Below are 22,685 nucleotides of genomic sequence, written 5' to 3' on the forward strand. Positions count from 1 at the left end.
ACATTGGTGCGGGGTTTTGCGTAAAAAACACTATTTAGGCGACAAAACTTCCCGAGACTGCTCGCAGTTTCTGCAATAGCGCTTGCATATTGGCTGTATTTGCCGCATCGCGCAGGTATACTCTGTGGCCTTGAATATTATCCCCTAACTAACGGGAGTTTTTACCCCCATGTTGCAAGAGATTATGCAATTCATTAGCCAGCATCCAGTTTTGAGTCTGGCCTGGGTGGCGTTACTTGTCGCCGTAATTTTCACCACCTTCAAAAGTTCTCTCTCCAAAGTGAAAGAGATAACCCGTGGTGAAGCGACGCGTCTGATTAACAAAGAAGATGCGGTTGTGGTTGATGTCCGCACACGTGATGACTATCGCAAAGGTCATATTGCCAGTTCCCTTAATTTGCTTCCGAGCGACATTAAAAACGGTAACCTGGCTGAGTTGGAAAAGCACAAAGCACAGCCTATTATTGTAGTTTGTGCCACAGGAACCACCTCCCGCGCTTCTGCTGAGTTGCTGAATAAAGCCGGTTTTGAACGAGTCTATACCTTGAAAGAGGGTATCTCCGGCTGGAGTGGCGAGAATCTGCCACTGGCGCGCGGCAAGTAATTACGATACAAATTTTGCTATATCAATAAATTGTAAAATTAACTGAGGTGTATCCATGGCGAAGATTGAGATTTATACCAAAGCAACCTGCCCGTTCTGTCACCGTGCCAAGGCACTGCTGAACAGTAAAGGTGCCGCTTTCCATGAAATCGCAATTGATAATGAGCCGGCCAAACGTGAAGAGATGATTGCTCGTAGCGGGCGGACGACGGTGCCTCAGATATTTATTGATGGGCAGCATATCGGTGGCTGTGATGATTTACACGCCCTGGATGCGCGCGGTGGGCTAGACCCGCTGCTTTAACTCGTCAGTGGGCCACAGTCATTAATTGAAAGAGCCCACGGCGGCAGTGCTGTTTAATAAGGACGTCTAACTTTAGGGTATCTATACACATGTCAGAGCAAAACAACACCGAAATGGCTTTTCAGATCCAACGTATCTACACCAAGGATATCTCCTTCGAGGCACCTAATGCTCCGCAGGTTTTCCAGCAGGATTGGCAGCCAGAAGTTAAACTTGATCTTGATACTGCTTCCAGTCAGCTGGCTGAAGATGTGTATGAAGTGGTACTGCGTGTTACGGTAACTGCCTCTTTAGGCGAAGAAACTGCATTCCTGTGTGAAGTTCAGCAAGGCGGTATCTTCTCCATCGCAGGTATCGACGGCACCCAACTGGCCCATTGCTTAGGTGCATACTGCCCGAACATTCTGTTCCCGTATGCTCGCGAATGCATCACCAGCCTGGTTTCTCGCGGTACTTTCCCACAGCTGAATCTGGCACCGGTTAACTTTGATGCCCTGTTCATGAACTATCTGCAACAGCAGGCTGAAGGCGAAGGTGCAGAACAACGTCAGGATGCCTGATGAACACCACCCATGCTTCAATGACTGTCATCGGTGCCGGATCTTACGGCACCGCATTAGCCATTACGCTAGCGCGTAATGGCCATCAAGTTGTGTTATGGGGTCATGACCCTAAGCACATTCAGCTGCTGCAACACGACCGCTGTAACCAGGCTTTCCTGCCCGATGTCCCTTTCCCTGATACTTTGCTGCTGGAGACGGATCTGGCACGTGCGCTGGCAGCCAGCCGTGATGTGTTGGTCGTTGTGCCGAGCCATGTTTTTGGGGCGGTGTTGCACCAGTTGAAACCGCATTTACGCAAAGATGCACGCATTGTCTGGGCCACCAAAGGGCTTGAGGCCGAAACCGGGCGCTTGCTACAAGATGTCGCGCGGGAAGTGTTGGGTGAGAGCATCCCGCTAGCTGTTGTCTCCGGCCCCACCTTTGCCAAAGAGCTAGCCGCCGGCTTACCGACCGCGATCGCATTGGCCTCAACCGATGCGAGGTTCAGCGAAGATTTGCAACAGCTGTTGCACTGTGGCAAAAGTTTCCGGGTGTACAGCAATCCTGATTTTATCGGGGTGCAGCTGGGGGGCGCGGTTAAAAACGTGATTGCGATTGGTGCGGGGATGTCCGATGGCATTGGCTTTGGCGCGAATGCCCGTACTGCGCTGATCACCCGTGGCTTGGCTGAAATGACCCGTCTGGGTTCTGCATTGGGCGCGGATCCCTCCACCTTTATGGGCATGGCAGGATTAGGTGATTTGGTGCTAACCTGCACTGATAACCAATCCCGTAACCGCCGATTTGGCATCATGCTGGGTCAGGGATTAGGGGTACAAGAAGCACAGGACAGCATTGGTCAAGTGGTTGAAGGTTACCGCAACACCAAGGAAGTTCTGGCATTGGCACAGCGTCATGGTGTAGAGATGCCAATAACCGAACAGATTTATCAGGTGTTGTATTGCCACAAAAATGCCCGTGAAGCGGCATTGACTCTGTTGGGGCGGACCAAAAAAGATGAAAAAAGCGGCATTTAGCCAATGAGGTTATTTGCCTGCAATAAGTTCTGGGCTGAAATAAAATAATAACGATATATCCAACGTCACTGGGGTTGTGGCCTCAGGGAGTTAGGGTATCAGTTGCTTCGGCCGTTCCCCGAAGTGACCTGTTTATGGGCAGGAGTATGCAATGTCGTCAGAAGAGTTAGAGCTGGTCTGGAGTAGCATTAAATCAGAAGCCAGAGCGCTGGCTGAGTGTGAACCAATGCTGGCAAGTTTTTTTCACGCGACATTATTGAAGCATGAAAATTTAGGCAGTGCGCTGAGCTATATTCTGGCAAATAAACTGGCTAATCCAATCATGCCTGCGATTGCCATTCGTGAGGTGGTAGAGGATGCCTATCGCGCGGATGAACAGATGATTGTCTCCGCTGCTCGCGATATTTTGGCTGTACGCTTGCGTGACCCCGCTGTTGATAAATACTCCACGCCGCTGCTGTATCTTAAAGGCTTCCACGCGTTACAGGCATACCGTATCGGGCATTGGCTGTGGGCGAAAGATCGTAAAGCGCTGGCAATTTATCTACAAAATCAAGTGTCTGTCGCTTTTGGTGTGGATATCCACCCTGCGGCGACCATTGGTTGTGGCATTATGTTAGACCACGCCACCGGTATTGTCATTGGTGAAACCGCCGTCGTTGAGAATGATGTCTCCATCCTGCAATCCGTTACCCTCGGCGGTACCGGCAAAACCAGTGGTGACCGCCATCCAAAGATCCGCGAAGGTGTGATGATTGGTGCTGGCGCGAAAATTCTGGGGAATATTGAAGTCGGGCGTGGTGCCAAAATTGGCGCTGGGTCAGTGGTGTTACAATCCGTCCCCGCACATACCACCGCCGCTGGCGTGCCTGCGCGTATCGTGGGTAAACCAGAGAGCGATAAACCTTCGTTGGATATGGATCAGCATTTCAATGGGGCTGGGCATGGTTTTGAGTACGGCGACGGTATCTGACTATCAGAAACGGTGAGGACAGACGGAAGAGTAAAGCGTCCGCGCCATGGACGGCGCGGCTCGAGCTATCAGGGGTGATTTTACGGCGTCTTTACGATCCGCCTGTTCTCTCCGCTGCTGGCACTTTGTCAATAATCCCAACTACTCTTTCAGTAACGCACCCGGATAACCCAACTGCCGCCAGGCCTCATACACCACCACTGACACGGCATTTGACAGATTCATGCTGCGGCTATCGGCTTGCATCGGAATTCTGATTTTCTGCTGAGCGGGCAACACATCCAGAACCCTAGCGGGTAAACCTCGGGTTTCAGGGCCAAACAGCAGGTAATCATTAGCCTGATAGCTGACGGCGCTGTGGGCGGGTGTCCCTTTGGTGGTCAAGGCAAATAAGCGGGCGGGTGTTGCCCCGGCAGATTGTGCGCCATCAAGTTTTTCACTATCCAAAAATGCTTGGTAATCATGGTGATGCTTGATACTGGCAAACTCATGATAATCAAGACCCGCACGGCGTAAGCGTTTGTCATCCCAGGTGAAACCCAAAGGTTTAATCAGATGAAGTTGGCAGCCGGTATTCGCACATAACCGGATGATATTACCGGTATTGGGCGGGATTTCGGGTTCAAATAAAACGATATTAAGCATATGTCCCCCAATAATGAGGGGCGCAGGATATCAGAATCCCCCTCTCAGTGCAGCGGTTGCCAATGCCGGTGTCGTAAAACAAAAATTTAATAGCAAGGAGCGGAGAGTGCCGATAGCGGTTATTTTATATGCTGGCCGCCACAGTCAGTACTCATGGGGGATGTATCATGACATCAGCTAAAGGATCGATCGGCAGTGCGCAGGACCCACGCTGGGCCGCCATTGTGACTCGCGATAAAGCCGCCGATGGGCAGTTCATTTATGCGGTGAAAACCACCGGTATCTATTGTCGCCCCTCTTGCCCATCTCGTCAGGCTAAAGCCGAACACATTGAATTCTTTGCTGATAATCACGCCGCCGAGCTTGCGGGCTATCGGCCTTGTAAACGTTGTCAGCCGACTCAGTTACCGCTGGCGTTGCAGCATGCAGAGAAAATCAGTCAGGCGTGCCGCTTAATTGAGCAAGCGGAAGTGCCGCTGAAGCTGGCTGAACTGGCCGCTGAACTAAATCTCAGCGCTTTTCATTTTCATCGGCTGTTTAAGGCCATAACCGGACTGACCCCCAAGGGGTATGCCAATGCGACGCGAAGTGCCCGTGTCCGCACTCAATTGGCCGGGGGAGGCTCAGTGACCGATGCTATTTTTGATGCTGGTTATAACGCTAATGGTCGATTTTATGCGCAGTCAAATCAGCTATTGGGGATGACGCCGACCCGTTATCGTCAGGGGGGACGTGATGTTACGTTGCGCTTTGCCGTTGGTGAAAGCTCCCTTGGCGCGATTTTGATGGCGAAAAGTGAGCTGGGTATCTGCGCGATTTTATTAGGTGACTCACCCGCACCATTGGTGCAGCAGTTGCAGGATAAATTTCCGCAGGCGGAGTTAATTGGTGGTGATGCCGAGTTTGAGCAGTGGTTCGCACAGGTGGTGGGGTTGGTTGAGGCGCCCAGGTTCGGCCTTGATCTGCCGCTGGATATTCAGGGTACCGCTTTTCAGCAGCGGGTTTGGCAGGCGCTGCGAGAGATTCCGGTCGGTGAAACCGCCAGTTATGCCGATATTGCCGCTAAGATTGGTTCACCCAAAGCCATGCGTGCCGTTGCGGGTGCTTGCGCGGCCAATATGTTGGCCGTCGCTATTCCTTGTCACCGAGTCATTCGCCAGGATGGTGCATTATCAGGTTATCGTTGGGGTGTTGAACGTAAGAAACAGTTACTGGCAAAAGAGGGCGCGGTGGTGATAGCCAGTGATCTGCCCGATCTAAAATGATCGGGCAGCAAGGTTTATGCTCAAGCCATTGGCGTGGCAGCTCACAGCGTTGCCACTTCAAATGTGAAGGGCAGTTAAGCTTTCAGAGGATGCAGCGGCAACCAAAGTATCAGCCGCAGGCCACCTAATGGACTGTCCTCTGCCCGCACCCAACCGCGATGCTGATTGACGGCGGTTTCAACTATCGCCAGCCCTAAGCCAGTCCCGCCTGATTCGCGATCTCGGGCTTCATCAGTGCGATAGAATGGCCGGAATATCTGTTCACGATCATCTGCGCTGACCCCTGGCCCATCATCATCAACAATGATAGTGACACCATGATTATCCGAGCTGAATGCCACCGCAATGTGGTGATGGGAATAGCGCAGCGCATTACGCACGATATTCTCTAGCGCACTGTCAAGGGCCGCTGGGTTGCCAAATAGGGTCCATGGCCCTGGTGGTGATGTCACCTCCAGCGTCTTACCCATTTGGTCAGCCTCGAATTGCGCATCTTCCAGCACGTCAGACCATAAATCATTGGCTTTAATCGGCTCGCGGTGTAGCTCGTTTTTGTGCTGACTGCGAGATAGCACCAGTAAATCATTGATCATGCTATCTAACCGTTGCGCCTCCATTTCGATACGCTCTAACTCTTTCCCTTCACCATGGCGGCGGCGCATCAGCGCAGTGGCCAGTTGCAAGCGGGTTAGCGGGGTGCGTAGCTCATGGGAGATATCAGAAATGAGCCGTTGTTGGGCCACCACCATCCGATCAAGCGCACTGATCATTTGATTGAAACTGGCCCCGGTTGCCAAAAATTCTTGCGGCCCGGATTCCAATTCAGGGTGCTGCTTCAGGTTACCTCGCGCGACATCGTCGGCGGCATTTTTCAGCTTACGCGCTGGTTTCGCCAGGCTCCAGGCTAGCCACAGTAGCAACGGCGAACTGATCAGCATGGTGGCAATCAAGAGCAGCAGCGGGCGGTCAAACATCAAATTGATAAAATCAGATTGTGGGCTGCTGGCTGGACGCAGCAGGTAGAGCTGATAGTTATCTTCCCCATCACGGATAGAGAAGGGGCCGACCATCTCGACGCGGCCATATTTTTTCTTTTTCGGCTGATCTGAGTTATCTGACTGGCCGATAAAATTACGCACCATTTGCATTTCGTGGCGCTGGGCACCAATGACTCGCCCCTCGGTGGTCACCAACACCAAATGCTGACCCGGCGGCGCCCACTTCTCAATGGCGCGATAAAGCCTGCGCCACCACATCAGATCATTGGCAGGATCACTGGCCAGTTCAGCTTCAATATGTTGCTCCAGCATCGTTCCCTGACGCTGTTCGCTGTCGAGCAAGGTGGTCATTTGACGCGAATCAAGCTTTGGTACCATCAGCACTAGCATCAATACCAGTGCTAAGGTAAACCAGAAAATAGCAAAAATTCGCGTCGTTAAACTGTTGATCATGTTTCGGATACCATCAGATACCCGCGACCACGTAGGGTTTTAAACCACGGCAACCCATCTTTGCGATCCGGCAACTTACGGCGCAAGTTTGAAATGTGCATATCAATGGCGCGGTCAAAAGGCGTCAACCGCTTCCCTAGAACTTCCTGGCTGAGATGCTCGCGTGAGACAACCTGACCGAGGTGCTGGGCCAGTAGGTAGAGCAAGGTAAATTCAGTACCGGTGAGTTCCAGCGATTGGCCTTCAAAGCTGGCCTCCTGACGGCCTGGATTCAGTTGCAGGCAATCAACTTCCAGTGTCGGGGCACCCTGATCGACATTTTGCTGCTGTTCGCTCCAGTTAGAGCGGCGCAAGATGGCGCGAATACGTGCCACCAGCTCGCGGTCATTAAAGGGTTTTGCCAGATAATCATCCGCGCCTAACTCAAGGCCAAGCACCCGATCCAATTCACTGCCACGGGCAGTCAGCATAATCACTGGTGTCTGGTGATGTTGACGCAGCTCTTTCAGTGTTTCGATGCCGTTCTTACGTGGCATCATAATATCAAGTAATAACAAGTCGATAGAGCTGTCCAGCAGGTTCAATGCTTGTTCGCCATCATAGGCAACCACAACATTAAAGCCCTCCATTTCCAGCAACTCTTTCAATAGTGACGTCAATTCACGGTCATCATCAACTAATAGGATCTTATGCATGTTTATTTCTCCTCTTGACGCAAAATACGTTAACAATTACCGGTATTCCATGACTTTACTTAGCTTTACATGCCCTGACTCCAGTTTTACATCCACTGACGCATGTTTGCAGCCGGGCCGATAGACTGCTTCTCAATGAATCGCATAGCAGCAAACCGCTTAGCAGATAGAAACCAGGAGTTAAATGATGCGTAAAGTAACTAAAGTAACAACGTTAATCATGGCGTCAATGTTAGTTCTCGGCTCTCACGCCGCCTTCGCCGCTGATAAGACCGAAGCCGCAGATGGCTGGTGCCACGGTGACGGTGCGATGATGAATAAGAAAGACGGTCGTGGCCACCATAACATGTTTGACGGTGTGAATCTGACTGAGCAGCAGCGCCAGCAAATGCGTGACCTGATGCGCCAGTCTCGCCAGGGTCAACCTCGCCTTGATGTTGCTGACCGTGAAGCAATGCACAAGCTGGTTACCGCCGATAAATTCGACGAAGCCGCGGTAAGAGCACAAGCCGAGAAGATGTCCAAAGATCAGGTTGAACGCCAGGTCGAAATGGCCAAAGTTCGTAACCAAATGTACAACTTGCTCACACCAGAGCAAAAAGCTGCCCTGAATCAAAAGCACCAGCAGCGCATTGAGAAAATGCAGCAGGCGCCAGCAGCACAACCCTCTTCTGCCCAGAAGTAAGTAGTACCAAGTAATACCCTGTTTTCCTTGCCATAGACACCATCCCTGTCTTTCGCCCTCCATGATGGAGGGCTTTTTTTTGTGTCACCCCCGCCACCTGAAGTGCTCGCTTGTTACCTGACTGCAACTCAAATTATTTAGGGTATATACTAATAAGCCCTGAATATTATTCGGAATGAGTTATGGACCCGCAATATGCGCGACTGGTTAAAGCTGCTGCGCTCAGTGCGACGGTGTTGGCCTCAATTTTACTGATTATTAAAATCTTTGCTTGGTGGCATACCGGATCGGTGAGTCTGTTGGCTGCGCTAGTTGACTCACTGGTAGATCTCGCGGCCTCGCTGACAAACCTTTTCGTGGTGCGCTACTCACTGCAACCTGCTGATGAAGAACATACTTTTGGTCATGGCAAAGCTGAATCACTGGCGGCGTTGGCGCAAAGCATGTTCATTTCCGGTTCGGCGCTATTCCTGTTTCTGACCGGTTTCCAGCATTTAGCCTCACCGGAGCCGTTGCAAGATCTTGGTGTCGGTATCTGGGTAACATTAATTGCACTATTCAGTACACTGATATTAGTCACTTTTCAGCGTTGGGTGGTACGAAAAACCCACAGTCAGGCGATTCGCGCTGATATGTTGCACTATCAATCTGACGTCATGATGAATGGTGCTATTCTTATTGCGTTGGCATTAAGTTGGTATGGTTTTCATCGTGCGGATGCTCTGTTTGCCTTGGGTATAGGGGTCTATATTCTCTATAGTGCGCTGCGTATGGGCTATGAAGCGGTGCAATCCTTACTGGATCGTGCCTTGCCTGATAATGAGCGGCAGGAAATAATCGATATTGTGATGTCATGGCCGGGTGTGATTGGCGCTCATGATTTGCGTACCCGTCAATCGGGGCCAACACGCTTTATTCAGCTGCACCTCGAGATGGAAGATAGGGTGCCGTTGATGGAGGCGCATCTTTTAGCTGAGCAAGTTGAGCGTGCATTGCTACACCGTTTTCCCGGTGCTGATGTCCTTATCCATCAAGATCCCTGCTCTGTGGTGCCGAAAGAGCGTCATGCGCATTGGGAACTATAATTACTGAATTAATAATTGCTTAATTAACGATAAGTAAACCGTGGTGACATTATGGTTCGGTTATGAAGAAAATACCGCCAAATGGCATGACTTGAATCAATTCAGCTTGGTCTTTTTGCTATAATATCCGATATTAAGCTCATAAAGCTGATTTTCTGTACTCTTCACCTGTGCAAGACATAAATCAGCAGACAACGAATTTTAAAAAATCGCATCTACAAGTTCAGAGGTAGTCATGGTCAAGAAAATCGGTGTACTAACAAGCGGCGGTGATGCGCCAGGTATGAACGCAGCCATTCGTGGGGTGGTTCGTGCTGCTTTGTCAGCAGGATTGGAAGTTTATGGTATTGAAGATGGCTACCTTGGCTTGCATGAAAATCGCATGAGGAAACTGGATCGCTATAGCGTGTCAGATATGATTAACCGTGGCGGTACTTTCCTCGGTTCTGCGCGTTTCCCTGAATTTCGTGATCCAGCTGTGCGTAAAGTTGCCCTTAAGAATATGGAAGACCGTGGTATTGATGGCCTGGTGGTTATCGGCGGTGACGGTTCTTATGCGGGTGCAGATTTGTTGACCAAAGAGGGTGGTATTCACTGTGTGGGTTTACCGGGCACCATCGATAACGATGTGGCCGGTACTGACTACACCATCGGTTTCTTCACCGCACTGGAAACTGTGGTTGAAGCGATTGACCGCCTGCGTGATACCTCTTCCTCACATCAGCGCATCTCTATCGTTGAAGTGATGGGCCGCTATTGCGGTGATTTGACCTTGGCCGCTGCTATTGCCGGGGGCTGCGAGTTTATCGCTATCCCTGAAGTTGAATTTAAACGTGAAGATTTAGTGGCTGAAATCAAAGCGGGCATCGCGAAAGGTAAGAAGCACGCTATCGTGGCGATTACTGAAAAGTTGGATGATATTGATTCGCTGGCTAAATACATCGAGAAAGAGACTGGCCGTGAAACTCGTGGCACGGTGTTGGGTCATATCCAACGCGGCGGTGCGCCAGTGGCTTATGACCGTATTCTGGCTTCCCGTATGGGGTCTTATGCGGTTGATCTGCTGTTGCAGGATCATGATTTCACCCAAGGCGGCTTCTGCGTCGGTATACAGAACGAGAAAATGGTGCATGAATTAATCTCCGTTTGTATCGCGCCAGAGAACAAGAAAAGTAAATTCAAAGAAGATTGGTACAACACTGCGAAAAAACTGTTCTAAAACAGTTTATTGCATGGTCACAGAGCCTCCGCTTGCGGGGGCTTTTTGCATGTGTGCCGGGCATGCTCAGCAGCTCGGGGGTGAAAGTCCCCTGTCCAGCCTGATGGTGGCGAAGGACTAGTGAAGCGCAAGGGCGTCGTCGTGAGGCGGGGTCTGAAGGAAGCGTGGAGCAAAACCATGACCTGACGGACAGAAACCCGATATAAGGCCTACCCGACTGGCGGAGCAAGCATGTGATTGCGAAGGCCATAACCATCAAGAGCCGGGGTGGTAGATTGGGCAGGTGTGTGGTGAAAGCGGCTGAGCTTACCCCGGGAGGCCTGTCCGGCGTTCTGTATTCAGAACTGAGTGCATCGTAAGGTGCGCTGACCGGTGGACAGGAGTCAGCAGAGGGCATAGTAGGACGTGACGTCTGAAGGCCCGAACGGTAATGAGTGACGAGTATCAGCGGAGGTTCTGAACGGTCATGCAGCAGAAAACGCATCGCGGCCCTGAAGCCCGAAGAAGGGGTGAAGCCCCGGACGCCGGTTCCCGGGGGGCTGAAACCGGGCAGGCACCGACGACCAGAGAAAGTCCGTCGTCAACAGCGTGGCTGATGGAAGCCATCTGTGAACCCGTCAATCTCAGGCAAGCCCTGAAAAGAGTGAAGGCCAATAAAGGTGCGGCGGGAGCCGACGGCATGAGCGTAAGCGAACTGCCGGAGTACCTGAAACACCACTGGCCCGAACTGAAAGCGCAACTGCTGTCCGGCAGCTATCGCCCATCCCCTGTAAGAAGAGTGACCATCCCGAAACCCTGCGGCGGCGAACGTCTGCTGGGTATCCCGACGGTGGTGGATCGTTTTATCCAGCAGGCGATGATGCAGGTGTTGCAGATGCAGTGGGATGCGTCGTTCAGCGACAGCAGCTACGGGTTCCGCCCCGGGCGCTCTGCCCATCAGGCTGTGAAACAGGCTCATGAATATATTGGGTCCGGGTATCACTGGGTGGTCGATCTCGATCTGGAGAAGTTCTTCGACCGGGTGAACCACGATGTACTGATGAGCCGGATAGCGAAACGGGTGTCGGATAAACGGGTGCTGTCACTTATCCGCAGGTTCCTGAATGCAGGCGTGATGGAAGCCGGTCTGGTAAGGCCGGTGACAGAAGGGACGCCGCAGGGCGGCCCGCTGTCGCCGTTGTTATCGAATCTGCTGCTGGATGACTTCGATAAGGAACTGGAGAAACGCGGCCTGAAGTTCGCCCGTTATGCAGACGACTGTAATGTGTATGTGAAAAGCGAACGTGCAGGCAATCGTGTGATGGCGGGGCTGACGCACTGGCTGAGCCGTAAACTGAAGCTGAAGGTGAATGCGAAGAAGAGCGCAGTGGCGCATCCGGAGTCGCGTAAGTTCCTGGGTTACAGCTTCATAAGGGGCAGGAAAGTGTGGTGCGTGGTGTCGCCGGGATCGGTGAAGCGGTTCAAAACGCGGATAAGGGAACTGACGGGACGTAACACGGGCAGAAGCCTGGAGCAGCTAATCGAGCCGTTAAAGCGATATATGACGGGCTGGAAAAGCTACTACAGGCTGAACGAGTGGCCATCGCTGATAAGAGAGCTGAACGGGTGGATAAGGCGCAGGCTGCGGAGTGTCCTCTGGAAACAGTGGAAAACGGGCGGCAAGCGTTATAAAGAGCTGCACAATCGCGGGGTTAGCAAAGACCTCTCGGCGCAGACGGTGGGAAGTTGCCATAAACAGTGGCGGGTGAGCTGTAGCCCGGCGCTGAACATAGCACTTCCCAATAACCTGTTCGTCAGACTGGGCCTGCCAGAGTTATAGGAAGGCGACGATCAACATAACCGAACCGCCGTATACGGCCCCGTATGTACGGTGGTGTGGGAGGAGGCTGGTTGTGAGATCAGCCCCTATCCCGATTTCAGGGACTGTATATTTCGTATTGATATAATCAGAAGTTTTTTATTCTTTAATTGGATGGATAGTTTCTGGCACGCTCTGTATCAAGCCAACCAATTGGGTTGATTAGCATTTAAGTTAAAACCATTTAGGTTGATAGCAATTATTTAGATTAATAACAATCATTCTGGGGAGCGGGCCAATGCGTAAATGGGGTGTGGGTTTGTCGTTACTGCTGTTGGCATCAGGTGCCATGGCAAAAGATATTCAATTACTGAATGTGTCTTATGATCCGACACGTGAGTTTTATCAGGAGTACAACCAGGCATTCAGTAAACATTGGGAGCAACAAACCGGCGACAAGGTGACAGTGCGTCAATCCCATGGCGGTTCTGGTAAACAGGCGACCTCGGTGATTAATGGTATTGAAGCCGATGTGGTGACACTGGCACTGGCTTATGACGTCGATGCTATTGCTGAGCGTGGTCGCATTGATAAAAACTGGATCAAGCGTCTGCCGGATAACTCCGCACCTTACACCTCAACCATCGTGTTTTTGGTGCGCAAAGGGAATCCTAAGCAGATTCATGATTGGTCAGATCTGGTAAAACCGGGTATCTCAGTGATCACCCCGAATCCGAAAACTTCCGGTGGTGCGCGCTGGAACTATCTGGCAGCCTGGGGTTATGCGTTAGAGCATAACAATAACGATCAAGCCAAGGCGCAGGAGTTTGTCAAAACCCTGTATAAGAATGTGGAAGTGCTGGACTCTGGCGCACGTGGTGCCACCAATACTTTTGTTGAACGCGGCATTGGTGATGTGCTGATTGCCTGGGAAAACGAAGCTCTGCTGGCGGTGAATGAGGTGGGCAAAGATAAGTTTGATATCATCACGCCAAGTGTGTCGATTCTGGCGGAGCCGACGGTATCGGTGGTGGATAAAGTGGTCGATAAGCGCGGCACCCGCGACATTGCTGATGCCTATTTGAAATACCTCTATTCACCAGAAGGCCAGACTATCGCGGCTAAGAATTACTACCGCCCACGTGATCCGGCTGTAGCGGCCAAATTTGCCAGTGAGTTCCCGCAACTGAAGCTGTTTACTATTGATGACGTTTTCGGTGGCTGGACCAAAGCGCAACAGACACATTTCGCCACTGGTGGTGTGTTTGATGAGATCAGTAAGCGATAAAATAAGAAACGATATAGTCCAGACTCAGCGCCCGTCGGTTAATGCTTACGGGCGCTTTACTTTATTGGATATTTTAACCATCTGATTATTTTTATAATTCTTCTCTTTCTTACAGATAAAAACTCCCCGATTCGCCAGCGCGTGTTAAATGCGTTATTGAGTAAAACAGGCTCATAAAAATTGGCAGATTTTAGGGAAATATTATGCGGATAACCACAAACCTGGCTCGACTAGAACCCCATGGCAGCACTTTGTCACCATCACCATCATCATCATCGTTTTTAAGTTTATCAGCTGCAGAGGATTCAGATTTTGATGTATTTGATTACAGTGAGTATCAATTGGCGAAAAAACCGGCTATTAGCCAATTACCGATAACCATAACAAACCAGCCGATGCCCGATGGGAAAAAACCAAGCGAATATGCTGGGGGCAAAGATAGAAGTCTATTCGATTATTTATTAAACCACGTGAATTCTAAGGGCAAACCGCCCCTGCTATTACGGCCATTAGCGGCTTTCCTTACACTCTTTGGCATTCATGGTTTCGGGCAAACTAACTGCGCATCTTGTGCCACCGCCGTTGCTGAAACATTCGAGAAAAATGTCGTACATCAGGCAATGCCGAAGCTTAGGGGGGCGGGTCTCATGGGGATTATGAACGCGCCAACTCAGCGTGATTTATCTGTTTCTACACTGATTTCGACGTTAGAAGGATTAGGCAAAGATGACGAACTCAATGGTGTCCTTGCTATTCATCGCCCAAGGCGATGGCAGTGGTTACCGGGGGCGACACAAGGGCATGCCTGTAATGTGATTAAATATCACAATGAGGACTTTATCCATTTTGTTGATACACAGAAAAAGACTAATTTTGAGTATCACATTGATAGTATTGCAGAAAAACACGCTGAGATAAGAAAATTTCTCGGCTCGATAGGTGATGGTGGAATTGATCTGTATAAAAAAGAATTTCACGCAGATATTAGTAAAAAAGCCGAAGCATCTGCTCCGGCTTAATCAGTAGCGACTTAAACCTGAATCAGGCTTTTTTAGCTTTTGCTGCTGCTTTCACGATAACCGCGAAGGCATCTGCTTTCAGTGAAGCACCGCCAACCAGCGCACCATCAATATCAGGCTGGGTGAACAGTTCTGCTGCGTTTTTGTCGTTAACAGAGCCGCCGTACTGAATGATCACTTGTTCTGCAACCGCCTTATCAAGCTTGGCAATATGGTCACGGATGAATTTGTGAACCGCTTGAGCTTGTGCTGGAGTGGCTGATTTGCCAGTACCGATCGCCCAGATTGGTTCGTAAGCGATAACTGCGCCTTCGAACGCTTTCACGCCCAAGGTGTTCAGCACCGCATCCAGTTGTTTAGCGCAAACCGCTTCAGTTTGACCCGCTTCGTTTTCTGCTTCAGATTCACCGATGCACAGTACTGGGATCAGACCAGTCTCTTTTAGCACGCCGAATTTCTTGGCGATCAATTCATCACTCTCTTTGTGATAAGTGCGGCGCTCAGAGTGACCGATGATGATGTATTGGGCACCCACGTCTTTCAGCATTTCTGCCGAGGTTTCGCCAGTAAATGCGCCGGACAGATTCACATCAACATTCTGTGCACCCAGAGTGATACGGCTACCTGACAGCTCATGTTTAGCCTGATTCAGATAGATAGCCGGTGGCGCAATGGCAACACCGCAACCGTCAACGGTGCTCAATTCTTTACGCAGGCCAGCGATAAGCTCGTTAACCATGTGAGTGCTACCGTTCAGTTTCCAGTTACCCATAACTAATGGATGACGCATGTTTCTTCCTCCAACAAAGGGACACGAGGGTCAATAATAATGACTGCCCAACAGGCAGTTTACCTGTCCAACAGTATAGAGATGATTAGTGACAATGGCTTTGCTTTTCGTCATTAATTGCGGCGAGTTATGCTTCTGATAGTGACAGCTTAATCGGTTCAACAGCGAAGGTAAGCCCCTTTTCGCCATTATCTGCCACAACATAGCGAATTGCGCCGACAGGATGGGTGTAGAAAGTGGAGCCTTTACCTTTGGTCAACAACTGCTGCACGTTCTCAATGCTCTGCTGTAGTGTGAGTGTCGGTTCAAACTGCCGCATCAGGGCCGCCATGTAATTGACCGCCACCAGTCGGGCTGCTTTCTCCTCGCTCCCTTTAATCGGCAAGTAGGTGATTTGTAAAGTTTTAATCTTACCAGTGCCTCTCTCCAGCGCGGTTGAAGCATAGAGATTTTCATTGATCTTGCTGGCCGCCCGCGTCAGTGGTGGCGCATCGCCTTTGACGGTGATGGCGTGAAACTCACTGATGGGCAGTGTCGGGTTAGCGTGGTTATAACTCTCACGGAATTTAACCAAAGTTAAATCAAAGGTTGGTGCGCCAGAAAGCAGATAAGGTGCAGTCGGTTGTGCCTCTTCCGTTGGCTGACCACTGTCGTCTGCGGGATCGGCATGAGCGCGGCTAACCGTAGCTATAAGCAGCAGTAGGGTTAGTGTTGCGGCAATTTCTTTTCTCATGACTTACGCCGTCGTTAGAAGTGTGTGAGGGGATTAAAACGGTAATCGGGGGTGATTGTCAAAATTCGTAGCAAAGTTTGTCGGTTGGCAGTGTGGTTGAGTTACACTCTGGCACTATTAAATCAGGTCAGTGGATCAGTTCATCGATGACAATACAGCAGTGGTGTTTTTCATTTAAAGGCCGTATCGGGCGGCGGGATTTTTGGATCTGGATCGGCCTGTGGCTCATGGCGATGCTGGTGATTTTTACGCTAGCCGGGCAGGATTGGCTACCTATTCAGACCGCCGCTTTTGCGATCGTTTTTTTACTGTGGCCAACAGCGGCGGTGGTAGTTAAGCGGCTGCATGACCGCAATAAAGCCGGCTGGTGGGCGTTTCTGGTGGTGCTGGCCTGGATGCTGATGGCGGGTAATTGGCAGATGCTGGCCCCTATCTGGCAATGGGGGGTCGGGCGCTTCATTCCCACGCTAATTATTGTCATGATGTTTATCGACTGCGGCGCGTTTCTGGGAACTGACGGTGATAACCGTTTTGGCCCGCCCGCTGTGCCGGTGAAGTTTTTGGCAGACAAAGCATAGGTAGATGTGTGGGGGCAAAGGAGGGGTTAGCTGCTAAACCCTCCTTGCCGGTTATCTGTTCGCTAAATATATTCACGCCTTCTGATAACGCCTAAGGTCTGACCCCCAAGGTATGGCAAATCGCATAGCTCAACTCAGCGCGGTTCAGGGTATAGAAATGGAAATCTTTCACGCCTTCGCGGCTTAAGATTTTTACCATGTCCATCGCCACTGAAGCACCGACCATTTTACGCGTCTCAGGGTCGTTATCCAGCCCTTCAAAGATGGTGGTCATCCAATTAGGCACCCGCACATTGGTCATGGTGGCGAAGCGCTGAAGCTGCTTAAAGTTGGAAACCGGTAAGATGCCCGGTACGATTTCGACGTCAATACCGGTGGCTACGCAGCGGTCGCGAAAGCGCAGGTAGCTCTCAACATCAAAAAAGAACTGCGTAATAGCACGGTTAGCGCCGGCATCAATTTTGCGCTTCAGGTTAATCAGGTCAGCTTGTGCGCTTTTTGCTTCGGGATGAACTTCCGGATAAGCCGCCACCGAGATATCAAAGTCACCCACGTCTTTCAGCAAGGTCACCAAATCAGAGGCATACATCTCTGGCTTGCCGCTATCTGGTGGTAAATCACCGCGCAGGGCCACGATATGGCGGATGCCACTACTCCAGTAGTCAGCTGCAATATCACGTAACTGAGTCGGAGATGCATCCACGCAGGTCAGATGTGGCGCGGCTTCAAGGCCGGTGCGCTCTTTAATTCCTTTGATGATGCTATGGGTACGATCGCGCTCGCCGGAGTTAGCGCCATAAGTCACCGAAACAAATTTTGGTTTCAGGGTGCTCAGGCGATCAATCGAGCTCCACAGGGTCTCCTCCATCTCGCTGGTACGCGGCGGGAAAAACTCAAAAGAAACATTAATTTGGCCTTGCAGCTCTGCCAGACTTTGATTTAGCGCTTCCCGCTGGTTTGCGTGAAAAAAACTCATACCCTGTCACTCCGTTGTCGCTATAACGACTTATGTTATCTGTTGCTGCCCACTTATGAGCGTCTATACGTTTAGATGGCTAAATAGAAGGTGCCGGAAGTTGGCTAAAGAGTCAACGTTTAAATAAGTTTAGGCCGATGATTAATCTTCACACGCCAGATGCGGAAAATTCATGTTGCGAGTAAAACAGAGGTGGGGCGCGGATTTCGCCTCTTCTACGGTGGGTAGAAGAGGCGAGTGAATGCAGATTACAGCAGTTGAGATAGGCGGTTTAGATCAGATTGAATCGCACCGGCAGTGACATCACGGCCAGCGCCGGGGCCACGGATCACCAGCGGATTGTCGCGATACCAACGGCTCTCAATGGCGAAGACGTTATCGCACGGCAGCAGGGAGGCCAGTGGATGGTCAGCACGCACGGCTTCAACCCCCACCCGCGCTTTACCATTGGCATCAAAGCGGGCCACATAACGTAACACCAGACCCATTTCATTCGCAGCTTCTAAGCGCTGAACCATTTGCTGATTCAATGCCTCGCCGTTCTCGAAGAACTGATCCACCGAGCCAACATCGGCACCCACAGGCACCAGAGACTCTACCCGCACCTGATTCGGTTCGATGTCGTAACCCGCTTCACGGGCCAGGATCACCAATTTGCGCATCACATCCTGACCGGAGAGATCCACTCGCGGGTCCGGCTCGGTCAGCCCTTGTTGCCAGGCTTGATCCACCAGTTCGGTGAAGGGCACAGTGCCGTCAAATTGCAGGAATAGCCAAGAGAGCGTGCCGGAGAAAATACCGCTAATTGCCAGAATGCTGTCGCCGCTGTCACGTAGGTCACGCACCGTGTGATTAACCGGCAAACCCGCGCCGACCGTGGCGTTATACAGCCAATGGCGACCTGTTTTGGCGAAGGCATCGCGGATTTGGCGATAGTTATTGCTGCTGGAGGCCCCTGCCAGTTTGTTAGCGCTGATGACGTGAAAACCGTAGCTGGCGAAATCCAAATATTGCTCTGCCAGTGACTGGCTGGCAGTCACATCCAGCACCACCAGATCGTCAAACGGATGCGCGCGCATCCATAAAAATAGCGACTCTTCATCCTGCTCTATGGCTTCGTCATCGTAAAATGCCAATGTCCGGCTGGCGTCTAGCCCGTCATAGCTCAGCAAGCTACGGCGGCTATCCACGACCCCAGCCAGCACGAATTCAAAACCACTGCGGGCTGAAATATTTTTTTGCTCGCGAGCAAACAGCTCCAGCCAGCGCGCGCCGATATTGCCCTTGCCGAACAGCACTAAACCGATACGTTTTTCCGCGCGGAACAGTGACTGATGCAGACCCTGAATCAGGTGCTCTGTCGGCCCAAGGCGCAGAACCGCCACCAGACTGATACCATCTTCCGCTTGCCAGATAAACTCAACCGGTTGATCTTTCAGCTGTTGATAGAAACGATGGCTGTGCAGTGGGTTCTTACTCACCCCCGCGCCGACCAGTGCCACCAGCGCCAGTCCTTCGCGCAGGGATAATCTCCCCGGCAGGGTGGCATCTTCCAGCACGCGGAGCGCACTGTTCACCACTTCGGAGGTATAACAAAGTTGCAGCAAGTTGCGATCCGGGTGAATACCGGTCGCCAGCGGCTTGATTTGCGCGCGTTTAAGCAGCAGATCGATCTCTTTTTGCGCCAGTGAGAAGTCATGATGGCCCGCAATCTGCAATTCGATCAGGCAGACATCATCGTGGCTGGTGACAATTTTGGCGCCCGAGCCGGAGGCCAATACGCGCTCAATGCGGGTGGAACCTTGTTCCGGCTGGTAGCTACAGCGCAGTTGCAAATCGATATCACTGCCTGAAACCGGCTGTAATGTGCGGGTGTGCAACACCGGTGCCGCCAAACGGGCCAGTTCACTGGCCTCATCCAACCGCAACAGGGGCAGCAGACAGGCATCTTTCACTTTGCGCGGGTCAGCGCTGTAGACCCCGGCAACGTCACTCCAGATGGTGACCCGTTCGACACCTGCCAGCGCACCAACTTGTGTCGCGGAATAGTCACTGCCGTTACGTCCTAACAGCACGGTTTCACCGGCGTTATTACGCGAGATAAAGCCGGTCACCACTAACCGTTGATGCGGGTGCTGCGCGATCAATTGTTGCAACAACGGATAAGAGCGGCCTTCATCGATCTGAGGTTGTGCCGCCCGCTCAGCACGCAGGAAACTGCGCGCGTCCAGCCAGCTGGCCTTCATATCCAGCTTGTTTAGCACCGCAGCCATCAGGCGGGCGGACCAAATCTCGCCATGCCCAACCACTTCGGCATAAGTCGCATCGTCGATTTTGTTATCCAGCAAACCGGCCAGCCGCTCCAAATCATGGATAAACTCGCTAATTAGTGGCTCAGCCATTTCTGGCGATAATAAACCGCTGATCAGGTCGTGCTGATAACGCCGCAGATTTTGCTGTACCTGATGGGCAGAAAGACGATCGCTTTGGCTGAGTTTCAACCAACTGATCAGTTGGTTTGTGGTACTCCCTGCCGCAGACACCACCATCAGATCGCCGGGGTGACTGTAGTTGGCCATAATATTGGCCACCCGTAGGTAACACTTCACGTCCGCAAGGCTACTACCACCAAACTTGTGCAGCTGACGGCCAGTGACCGCCGCTGCTACCGCTGTTGCATTCATGCTTACCTCGTTCCCGCCAACTGGAAGGCATTTTCCAAATCGGCAATCAAATCTTCGCTGTCTTCAATACCCACGGAAATACGCAACAAGCTATCAGTAATACCGGCGGCAGTGCGCGCTTCTGGCGCCATACCGGCATGGGTCATGGTCGCTGCATGGGAGATCAGGCTCTCCACGCCGCCCAAAGACTCCGCCAAGGTAAACAGCTCAAGGGCAGAGAGGAAACGGCGCAACACCTGTTCATCACCATCGAACTCAAAACTGAGCATCGCACCAAAACCTGACTGCTGACGGCAAGCAATTTCGTGGCCGGGATGTTGTGGCAGAGAGGGATGATACAGCTTTTTCACCAAAGGCTGCTGCTGTAAATAACGAACAATGTCATCGGCATTACGTTGCTGTTGAGCCATACGCGGTGACAAGGTACGCAAACCGCGCAATAACAGGTAGCTATCAAACGCCGCACCAGTGACGCCAATATTATTTGCCCACCAGGCCAGCTCGACCGCCAGCTCAGGATCTTTGGCAATCACCGCACCGGCCACCACATCTGAGTGACCATTCAGATATTTGGTACAGGAGTGAACTACCAGATCCGCGCCTAAAGCGAGCGGCTGCTGCAAGGCTGGGCTGAGGAAGGTATTGTCGCAAACCGTCAGTGCGCCAACGGCATGGGCGGCTTTGCAGATGGCGGCAATATCCACCACCCGCAGTAGCGGATTGCTTGGTGTTTCAATCAATACCAGCTTAGGTTTTTCAGCCAGGGCGCGGCTCAGGGCCACTTCATCACCCTGATCAACAAACAGCACGCGGTAAGCCCCGCGTTTGCTCAGGCTATCGAATAGACGGTAGCTGCCGCCATAACAGTCGTGCGGCGCGACCAGCAGATCGCCCGGTTTTAGCAATGTGGTGCAAACCAAATGAATCGCCGACATCCCGCTGCTGGTCATTACAGCACCAGCGCCCCCTTCCAGTTCAGCCAAGGCCCGCTGCACCACATCGCGCGTTGGGTTACCGCGACGTGAATAGTCATGTGCGCGTGGCTGATTAAAATCGATAAAATTGTAAGTACTGGAGAGGTGAATCGGGGGGACAACGCAGCCGTATTGCTCGTCATCGTTCAACCCACTACGGACTGCTATTGTTGCCTGTTTACGCGTCATATGGATTTCCACCAGCCGGGATCGAGAAAATGTTACGCCAGAGTAGACGCACAAATTACGGACGTCAATACATCTGGACATCTAAACTTCTTTGCGTATAGATTGAGCAATGGAATAATAACCGCTAAAATTATAGAGGTTTTAGATATCTTAATGATGTCAGTCAGGTTTCGGTGAGGTTTTGTTTACCCGTAAAGATGGCAGAGAAAGGTATCGGCTATTAATAAATGGCGAAAATGATTAAATGAGTGACGTTAGTCTAGTAAAACTGACATTTATTTAGTGAGAACAGCGAAGATCGGGCATAATTGGCCCGTTTTCAGAATTTAGTATTTTTCCGATAAATTTAAGGTGTCCCATGGCTGAGTGGAACGGCGAGTATGTCAGCCCTTACGCTGAACACGGCAAGAAAAGCGAACAGGTCAAAAAAATTACGGTATCCATTCCGCTGAAGGTGTTAAAAATCCTCACCGATGAACGGACCCGCCGTCAGGTGAATAACCTGCGCCACGCCACCAACAGTGAATTGTTGTGTGAGGCTTTTTTGCATGCATTTACTGGCCAGCCGCTGCCGAATGACGAAGATCTGCGTAAAGAGCGCAGTGATGAAATCCCGGAAGCCGCGAAGATTTTAATGCGTGAATTGGGTGTTGATCCCGATACTTGGGAATATTGATTTCCCACAACGACCCTGTTCATCACTGAATGTGAATGGGGGAGTAGAAATGAAAAAAGGCGCCTAAGGCGCCTTTTTCGTCTGACGGGCAGACATTACTTCTTAGCTGCACCTGGCACGCTGAAACGCTTGTTGAAGCGGTCAACACGGCCACCGGTCGCAACATCACGCTGCTTGCCAGTGTAGAACGGGTGGCATTCGCCGCACACGTCCAGATTCAGGTCATGACCAACGGTAGAGTTGATCTTGATAACGTTACCGCAAGAGCAAGAAGCAGTAACTAAATCGTATTTAGGGTGGATACCTTGTTTCATGGAAACCTCTATATTTAGGCCGTGTCGCTATCCAGCCCTGTTCCGCCAGACACCACACGATTGATAACTAACAATCGCTGATAAAGTAACCAACGGTTGTTAACAGGATTTGATATCGAATTATATCAAAGGCGGCGAATCATACAGAATTTGCCAAAGCC

The 22,685-nt window shown here is 51.3% G+C and carries 23 protein-coding genes; 14 read left to right on the forward strand and 9 right to left on the reverse strand.

The window, feature by feature from the left end:
* The first annotated feature begins 169 nt into the window (after nucleotides 1-169).
* From HRK25_RS06675 to cysE, 5 genes are all read left to right on the forward strand, one after another.
* Nucleotides 170-604: a rhodanese-like domain-containing protein gene (locus tag HRK25_RS06675; RefSeq protein ID WP_005273648.1), complete on the forward strand. Its 435-nt coding sequence runs from the start codon at nucleotides 170-172 to the stop codon at nucleotides 602-604.
* Nucleotides 605-659: 55 nt separating this feature from the next.
* On the forward strand, nucleotides 660-908 hold the full coding sequence (gene grxC, locus HRK25_RS06680; RefSeq protein ID WP_005273645.1) for a glutaredoxin 3: 249 nt from the start codon (nucleotides 660-662) through the stop codon (nucleotides 906-908).
* An 89-nt stretch (nucleotides 909-997) separates the two neighbouring features.
* On the forward strand, nucleotides 998-1,468 hold the full coding sequence (gene secB, locus HRK25_RS06685; protein ID WP_005164715.1) for a protein-export chaperone SecB: 471 nt from the start codon (nucleotides 998-1,000) through the stop codon (nucleotides 1,466-1,468).
* Nucleotides 1,468-2,487, forward strand: a complete 1,020-nt coding sequence (gene gpsA, locus HRK25_RS06690; protein ID WP_005273641.1) for an NAD(P)H-dependent glycerol-3-phosphate dehydrogenase — start codon at nucleotides 1,468-1,470, stop codon at nucleotides 2,485-2,487. The genes secB and gpsA overlap by 1 nt, the downstream gene beginning before the upstream one ends.
* 151 nt (nucleotides 2,488-2,638) lie before the next feature.
* The gene (cysE, locus tag HRK25_RS06695; protein WP_005273637.1) at nucleotides 2,639-3,460 is read left to right on the forward strand and encodes a serine O-acetyltransferase; all 822 of its coding nucleotides are present in this window, start codon (nucleotides 2,639-2,641) and stop codon (nucleotides 3,458-3,460) included.
* Between the two features lie 141 nt (nucleotides 3,461-3,601).
* On the opposite strand, the gene trmL is transcribed toward cysE, so the two are convergent.
* Nucleotides 3,602-4,105, reverse strand: coding sequence for a tRNA (uridine(34)/cytosine(34)/5-carboxymethylaminomethyluridine(34)-2'-O)-methyltransferase TrmL (gene trmL / locus HRK25_RS06700; protein WP_005273635.1), 504 nt, complete (start codon nucleotides 4,103-4,105; stop codon nucleotides 3,602-3,604).
* A 167-nt stretch (nucleotides 4,106-4,272) separates the two neighbouring features.
* On the opposite strand from trmL, the gene ada reads away from it, so the two are divergent.
* Entirely contained in the window at nucleotides 4,273-5,370 is a 1,098-nt protein-coding gene (ada, locus tag HRK25_RS06705) for a bifunctional DNA-binding transcriptional regulator/O6-methylguanine-DNA methyltransferase Ada (RefSeq protein WP_074007358.1), read from the forward strand.
* A gap of 74 nt (nucleotides 5,371-5,444) precedes the next feature.
* Here ada and cpxA read toward each other — a convergent pair whose 3' ends face one another.
* Together cpxA and cpxR are read right to left on the reverse strand one after the other, a co-directional pair.
* The gene (cpxA, locus tag HRK25_RS06710) at nucleotides 5,445-6,821 is read right to left on the reverse strand and encodes an envelope stress sensor histidine kinase CpxA (RefSeq protein WP_032897606.1); all 1,377 of its coding nucleotides are present in this window, start codon (nucleotides 6,819-6,821) and stop codon (nucleotides 5,445-5,447) included.
* Nucleotides 6,818-7,516, reverse strand: coding sequence for an envelope stress response regulator transcription factor CpxR (cpxR, locus tag HRK25_RS06715; protein WP_004876941.1), 699 nt, complete (start codon nucleotides 7,514-7,516; stop codon nucleotides 6,818-6,820). Before cpxR ends, cpxA begins: the two co-directional genes overlap by 4 nt.
* A gap of 187 nt (nucleotides 7,517-7,703) precedes the next feature.
* On the opposite strand from cpxR, the gene cpxP reads away from it, so the two are divergent.
* The 6 genes from cpxP (at nucleotide 7,704) to HRK25_RS06745 (ending at nucleotide 14,610) form a co-directional block, all read left to right on the forward strand.
* Nucleotides 7,704-8,201 (forward strand): cell-envelope stress modulator CpxP, encoded by a 498-nt coding sequence (gene cpxP, locus HRK25_RS06720; RefSeq protein WP_032897603.1) that lies wholly within the window; start codon nucleotides 7,704-7,706, stop codon nucleotides 8,199-8,201.
* A gap of 182 nt (nucleotides 8,202-8,383) precedes the next feature.
* On the forward strand, nucleotides 8,384-9,286 hold the full coding sequence (gene fieF / locus HRK25_RS06725) for a CDF family cation-efflux transporter FieF (RefSeq protein ID WP_005273624.1): 903 nt from the start codon (nucleotides 8,384-8,386) through the stop codon (nucleotides 9,284-9,286).
* A gap of 235 nt (nucleotides 9,287-9,521) precedes the next feature.
* Nucleotides 9,522-10,505: a 6-phosphofructokinase gene (gene pfkA / locus HRK25_RS06730; protein ID WP_005273621.1), complete on the forward strand. Its 984-nt coding sequence runs from the start codon at nucleotides 9,522-9,524 to the stop codon at nucleotides 10,503-10,505.
* A 466-nt stretch (nucleotides 10,506-10,971) separates the two neighbouring features.
* Nucleotides 10,972-12,324: a group II intron reverse transcriptase/maturase gene (ltrA, locus tag HRK25_RS06735; protein ID WP_054872105.1), complete on the forward strand. Its 1,353-nt coding sequence runs from the start codon at nucleotides 10,972-10,974 to the stop codon at nucleotides 12,322-12,324.
* Nucleotides 12,325-12,601: 277 nt separating this feature from the next.
* On the forward strand, nucleotides 12,602-13,591 hold the full coding sequence (locus HRK25_RS06740; RefSeq protein ID WP_005279514.1) for a sulfate ABC transporter substrate-binding protein: 990 nt from the start codon (nucleotides 12,602-12,604) through the stop codon (nucleotides 13,589-13,591).
* Between the two features lie 203 nt (nucleotides 13,592-13,794).
* Complete coding sequence (locus HRK25_RS06745; RefSeq protein WP_005279512.1) at nucleotides 13,795-14,610, forward strand: hypothetical protein; 816 nt, start codon at nucleotides 13,795-13,797, stop codon at nucleotides 14,608-14,610.
* A gap of 22 nt (nucleotides 14,611-14,632) precedes the next feature.
* Here the strand turns inward: HRK25_RS06745 and tpiA are convergent, their stop codons facing one another.
* Both tpiA and HRK25_RS06755 read right to left on the reverse strand, forming a co-directional pair.
* Nucleotides 14,633-15,400, reverse strand: coding sequence for a triose-phosphate isomerase (gene tpiA / locus HRK25_RS06750; RefSeq protein WP_005279510.1), 768 nt, complete (start codon nucleotides 15,398-15,400; stop codon nucleotides 14,633-14,635).
* A gap of 127 nt (nucleotides 15,401-15,527) precedes the next feature.
* On the reverse strand, nucleotides 15,528-16,133 hold the full coding sequence (locus HRK25_RS06755; protein ID WP_005279508.1) for a DUF1454 family protein: 606 nt from the start codon (nucleotides 16,131-16,133) through the stop codon (nucleotides 15,528-15,530).
* Between the two features lie 146 nt (nucleotides 16,134-16,279).
* Here HRK25_RS06755 and HRK25_RS06760 point away from each other — a divergent pair, with 146 nt between their 5' ends.
* Nucleotides 16,280-16,711: a DUF805 domain-containing protein gene (locus HRK25_RS06760; protein WP_032899073.1), complete on the forward strand. Its 432-nt coding sequence runs from the start codon at nucleotides 16,280-16,282 to the stop codon at nucleotides 16,709-16,711.
* A 91-nt stretch (nucleotides 16,712-16,802) separates the two neighbouring features.
* Here the strand turns inward: HRK25_RS06760 and metF are convergent, their stop codons facing one another.
* The 3 genes from metF to metB form a co-directional block, all read right to left on the reverse strand.
* Nucleotides 16,803-17,687 carry a methylenetetrahydrofolate reductase gene (metF, locus tag HRK25_RS06765; RefSeq protein WP_005279501.1) on the reverse strand — a complete coding sequence of 295 codons (885 nt, stop codon included), beginning with the start codon at nucleotides 17,685-17,687 and terminating at the stop codon, nucleotides 16,803-16,805.
* 248 nt (nucleotides 17,688-17,935) lie between these two features.
* Entirely contained in the window at nucleotides 17,936-20,371 is a 2,436-nt protein-coding gene (locus HRK25_RS06770; RefSeq protein WP_005279499.1) for a bifunctional aspartate kinase/homoserine dehydrogenase II, read from the reverse strand.
* A 2-nt stretch (nucleotides 20,372-20,373) separates the two neighbouring features.
* Nucleotides 20,374-21,534: a cystathionine gamma-synthase gene (gene metB / locus HRK25_RS06775; RefSeq protein WP_032899072.1), complete on the reverse strand. Its 1,161-nt coding sequence runs from the start codon at nucleotides 21,532-21,534 to the stop codon at nucleotides 20,374-20,376.
* Nucleotides 21,535-21,892: 358 nt separating this feature from the next.
* Here metB and metJ point away from each other — a divergent pair, with 358 nt between their 5' ends.
* A complete protein-coding gene (gene metJ / locus HRK25_RS06780) occupies nucleotides 21,893-22,210 on the forward strand; it encodes a met regulon transcriptional regulator MetJ (RefSeq protein WP_004392248.1) in 318 nt (105 codons plus the stop codon).
* 95 nt (nucleotides 22,211-22,305) lie between these two features.
* Here metJ and rpmE read toward each other — a convergent pair whose 3' ends face one another.
* Complete coding sequence (gene rpmE / locus HRK25_RS06785) at nucleotides 22,306-22,524, reverse strand: 50S ribosomal protein L31 (protein WP_004876115.1); 219 nt, start codon at nucleotides 22,522-22,524, stop codon at nucleotides 22,306-22,308.
* Between the last annotated feature and the right edge of the window lie 161 nt (nucleotides 22,525-22,685).

Origin of the sequence: Yersinia bercovieri ATCC 43970 (genome assembly GCF_013282745.1) — a bacterium.
Classification (GTDB): Bacteria; Pseudomonadota; Gammaproteobacteria; order Enterobacterales; family Enterobacteriaceae; genus Yersinia; species Yersinia bercovieri.

Excerpts from the sequence above, each read along its gene's own strand:
- HRK25_RS06675 (WP_005273648.1), top strand. The coding sequence starts at position 170 with ATGTTGCAAGAGATTATGCAATTCATTAGCCAGCATCCAGTTTTGAGT.
- grxC (WP_005273645.1), top strand. The coding sequence starts at position 660 with ATGGCGAAGATTGAGATTTATACCAAAGCAACCTGCCCGTTCTGTCAC.
- secB (WP_005164715.1), top strand. The coding sequence starts at position 998 with ATGTCAGAGCAAAACAACACCGAAATGGCTTTTCAGATCCAACGTATC.
- gpsA (WP_005273641.1), top strand. The coding sequence starts at position 1,468 with ATGAACACCACCCATGCTTCAATGACTGTCATCGGTGCCGGATCTTAC.
- cysE (WP_005273637.1), top strand. The coding sequence starts at position 2,639 with ATGTCGTCAGAAGAGTTAGAGCTGGTCTGGAGTAGCATTAAATCAGAA.
- trmL (WP_005273635.1), bottom strand. The coding sequence starts at position 4,105 with ATGCTTAATATCGTTTTATTTGAACCCGAAATCCCGCCCAATACCGGT.
- ada (WP_074007358.1), top strand. The coding sequence starts at position 4,273 with ATGACATCAGCTAAAGGATCGATCGGCAGTGCGCAGGACCCACGCTGG.
- cpxA (WP_032897606.1), bottom strand. The coding sequence starts at position 6,821 with ATGATCAACAGTTTAACGACGCGAATTTTTGCTATTTTCTGGTTTACC.
- cpxR (WP_004876941.1), bottom strand. The coding sequence starts at position 7,516 with ATGCATAAGATCCTATTAGTTGATGATGACCGTGAATTGACGTCACTA.
- cpxP (WP_032897603.1), top strand. The coding sequence starts at position 7,704 with ATGCGTAAAGTAACTAAAGTAACAACGTTAATCATGGCGTCAATGTTA.
- fieF (WP_005273624.1), top strand. The coding sequence starts at position 8,384 with ATGGACCCGCAATATGCGCGACTGGTTAAAGCTGCTGCGCTCAGTGCG.
- pfkA (WP_005273621.1), top strand. The coding sequence starts at position 9,522 with ATGGTCAAGAAAATCGGTGTACTAACAAGCGGCGGTGATGCGCCAGGT.
- ltrA (WP_054872105.1), top strand. The coding sequence starts at position 10,972 with ATGCAGCAGAAAACGCATCGCGGCCCTGAAGCCCGAAGAAGGGGTGAA.
- HRK25_RS06740 (WP_005279514.1), top strand. The coding sequence starts at position 12,602 with ATGCGTAAATGGGGTGTGGGTTTGTCGTTACTGCTGTTGGCATCAGGT.
- HRK25_RS06745 (WP_005279512.1), top strand. The coding sequence starts at position 13,795 with ATGCGGATAACCACAAACCTGGCTCGACTAGAACCCCATGGCAGCACT.
- tpiA (WP_005279510.1), bottom strand. The coding sequence starts at position 15,400 with ATGCGTCATCCATTAGTTATGGGTAACTGGAAACTGAACGGTAGCACT.
- HRK25_RS06755 (WP_005279508.1), bottom strand. The coding sequence starts at position 16,133 with ATGAGAAAAGAAATTGCCGCAACACTAACCCTACTGCTGCTTATAGCT.
- HRK25_RS06760 (WP_032899073.1), top strand. The coding sequence starts at position 16,280 with ATGACAATACAGCAGTGGTGTTTTTCATTTAAAGGCCGTATCGGGCGG.
- metF (WP_005279501.1), bottom strand. The coding sequence starts at position 17,687 with ATGAGTTTTTTTCACGCAAACCAGCGGGAAGCGCTAAATCAAAGTCTG.
- HRK25_RS06770 (WP_005279499.1), bottom strand. The coding sequence starts at position 20,371 with ATGAATGCAACAGCGGTAGCAGCGGCGGTCACTGGCCGTCAGCTGCAC.
- metB (WP_032899072.1), bottom strand. The coding sequence starts at position 21,534 with ATGACGCGTAAACAGGCAACAATAGCAGTCCGTAGTGGGTTGAACGAT.
- metJ (WP_004392248.1), top strand. The coding sequence starts at position 21,893 with ATGGCTGAGTGGAACGGCGAGTATGTCAGCCCTTACGCTGAACACGGC.
- rpmE (WP_004876115.1), bottom strand. The coding sequence starts at position 22,524 with ATGAAACAAGGTATCCACCCTAAATACGATTTAGTTACTGCTTCTTGC.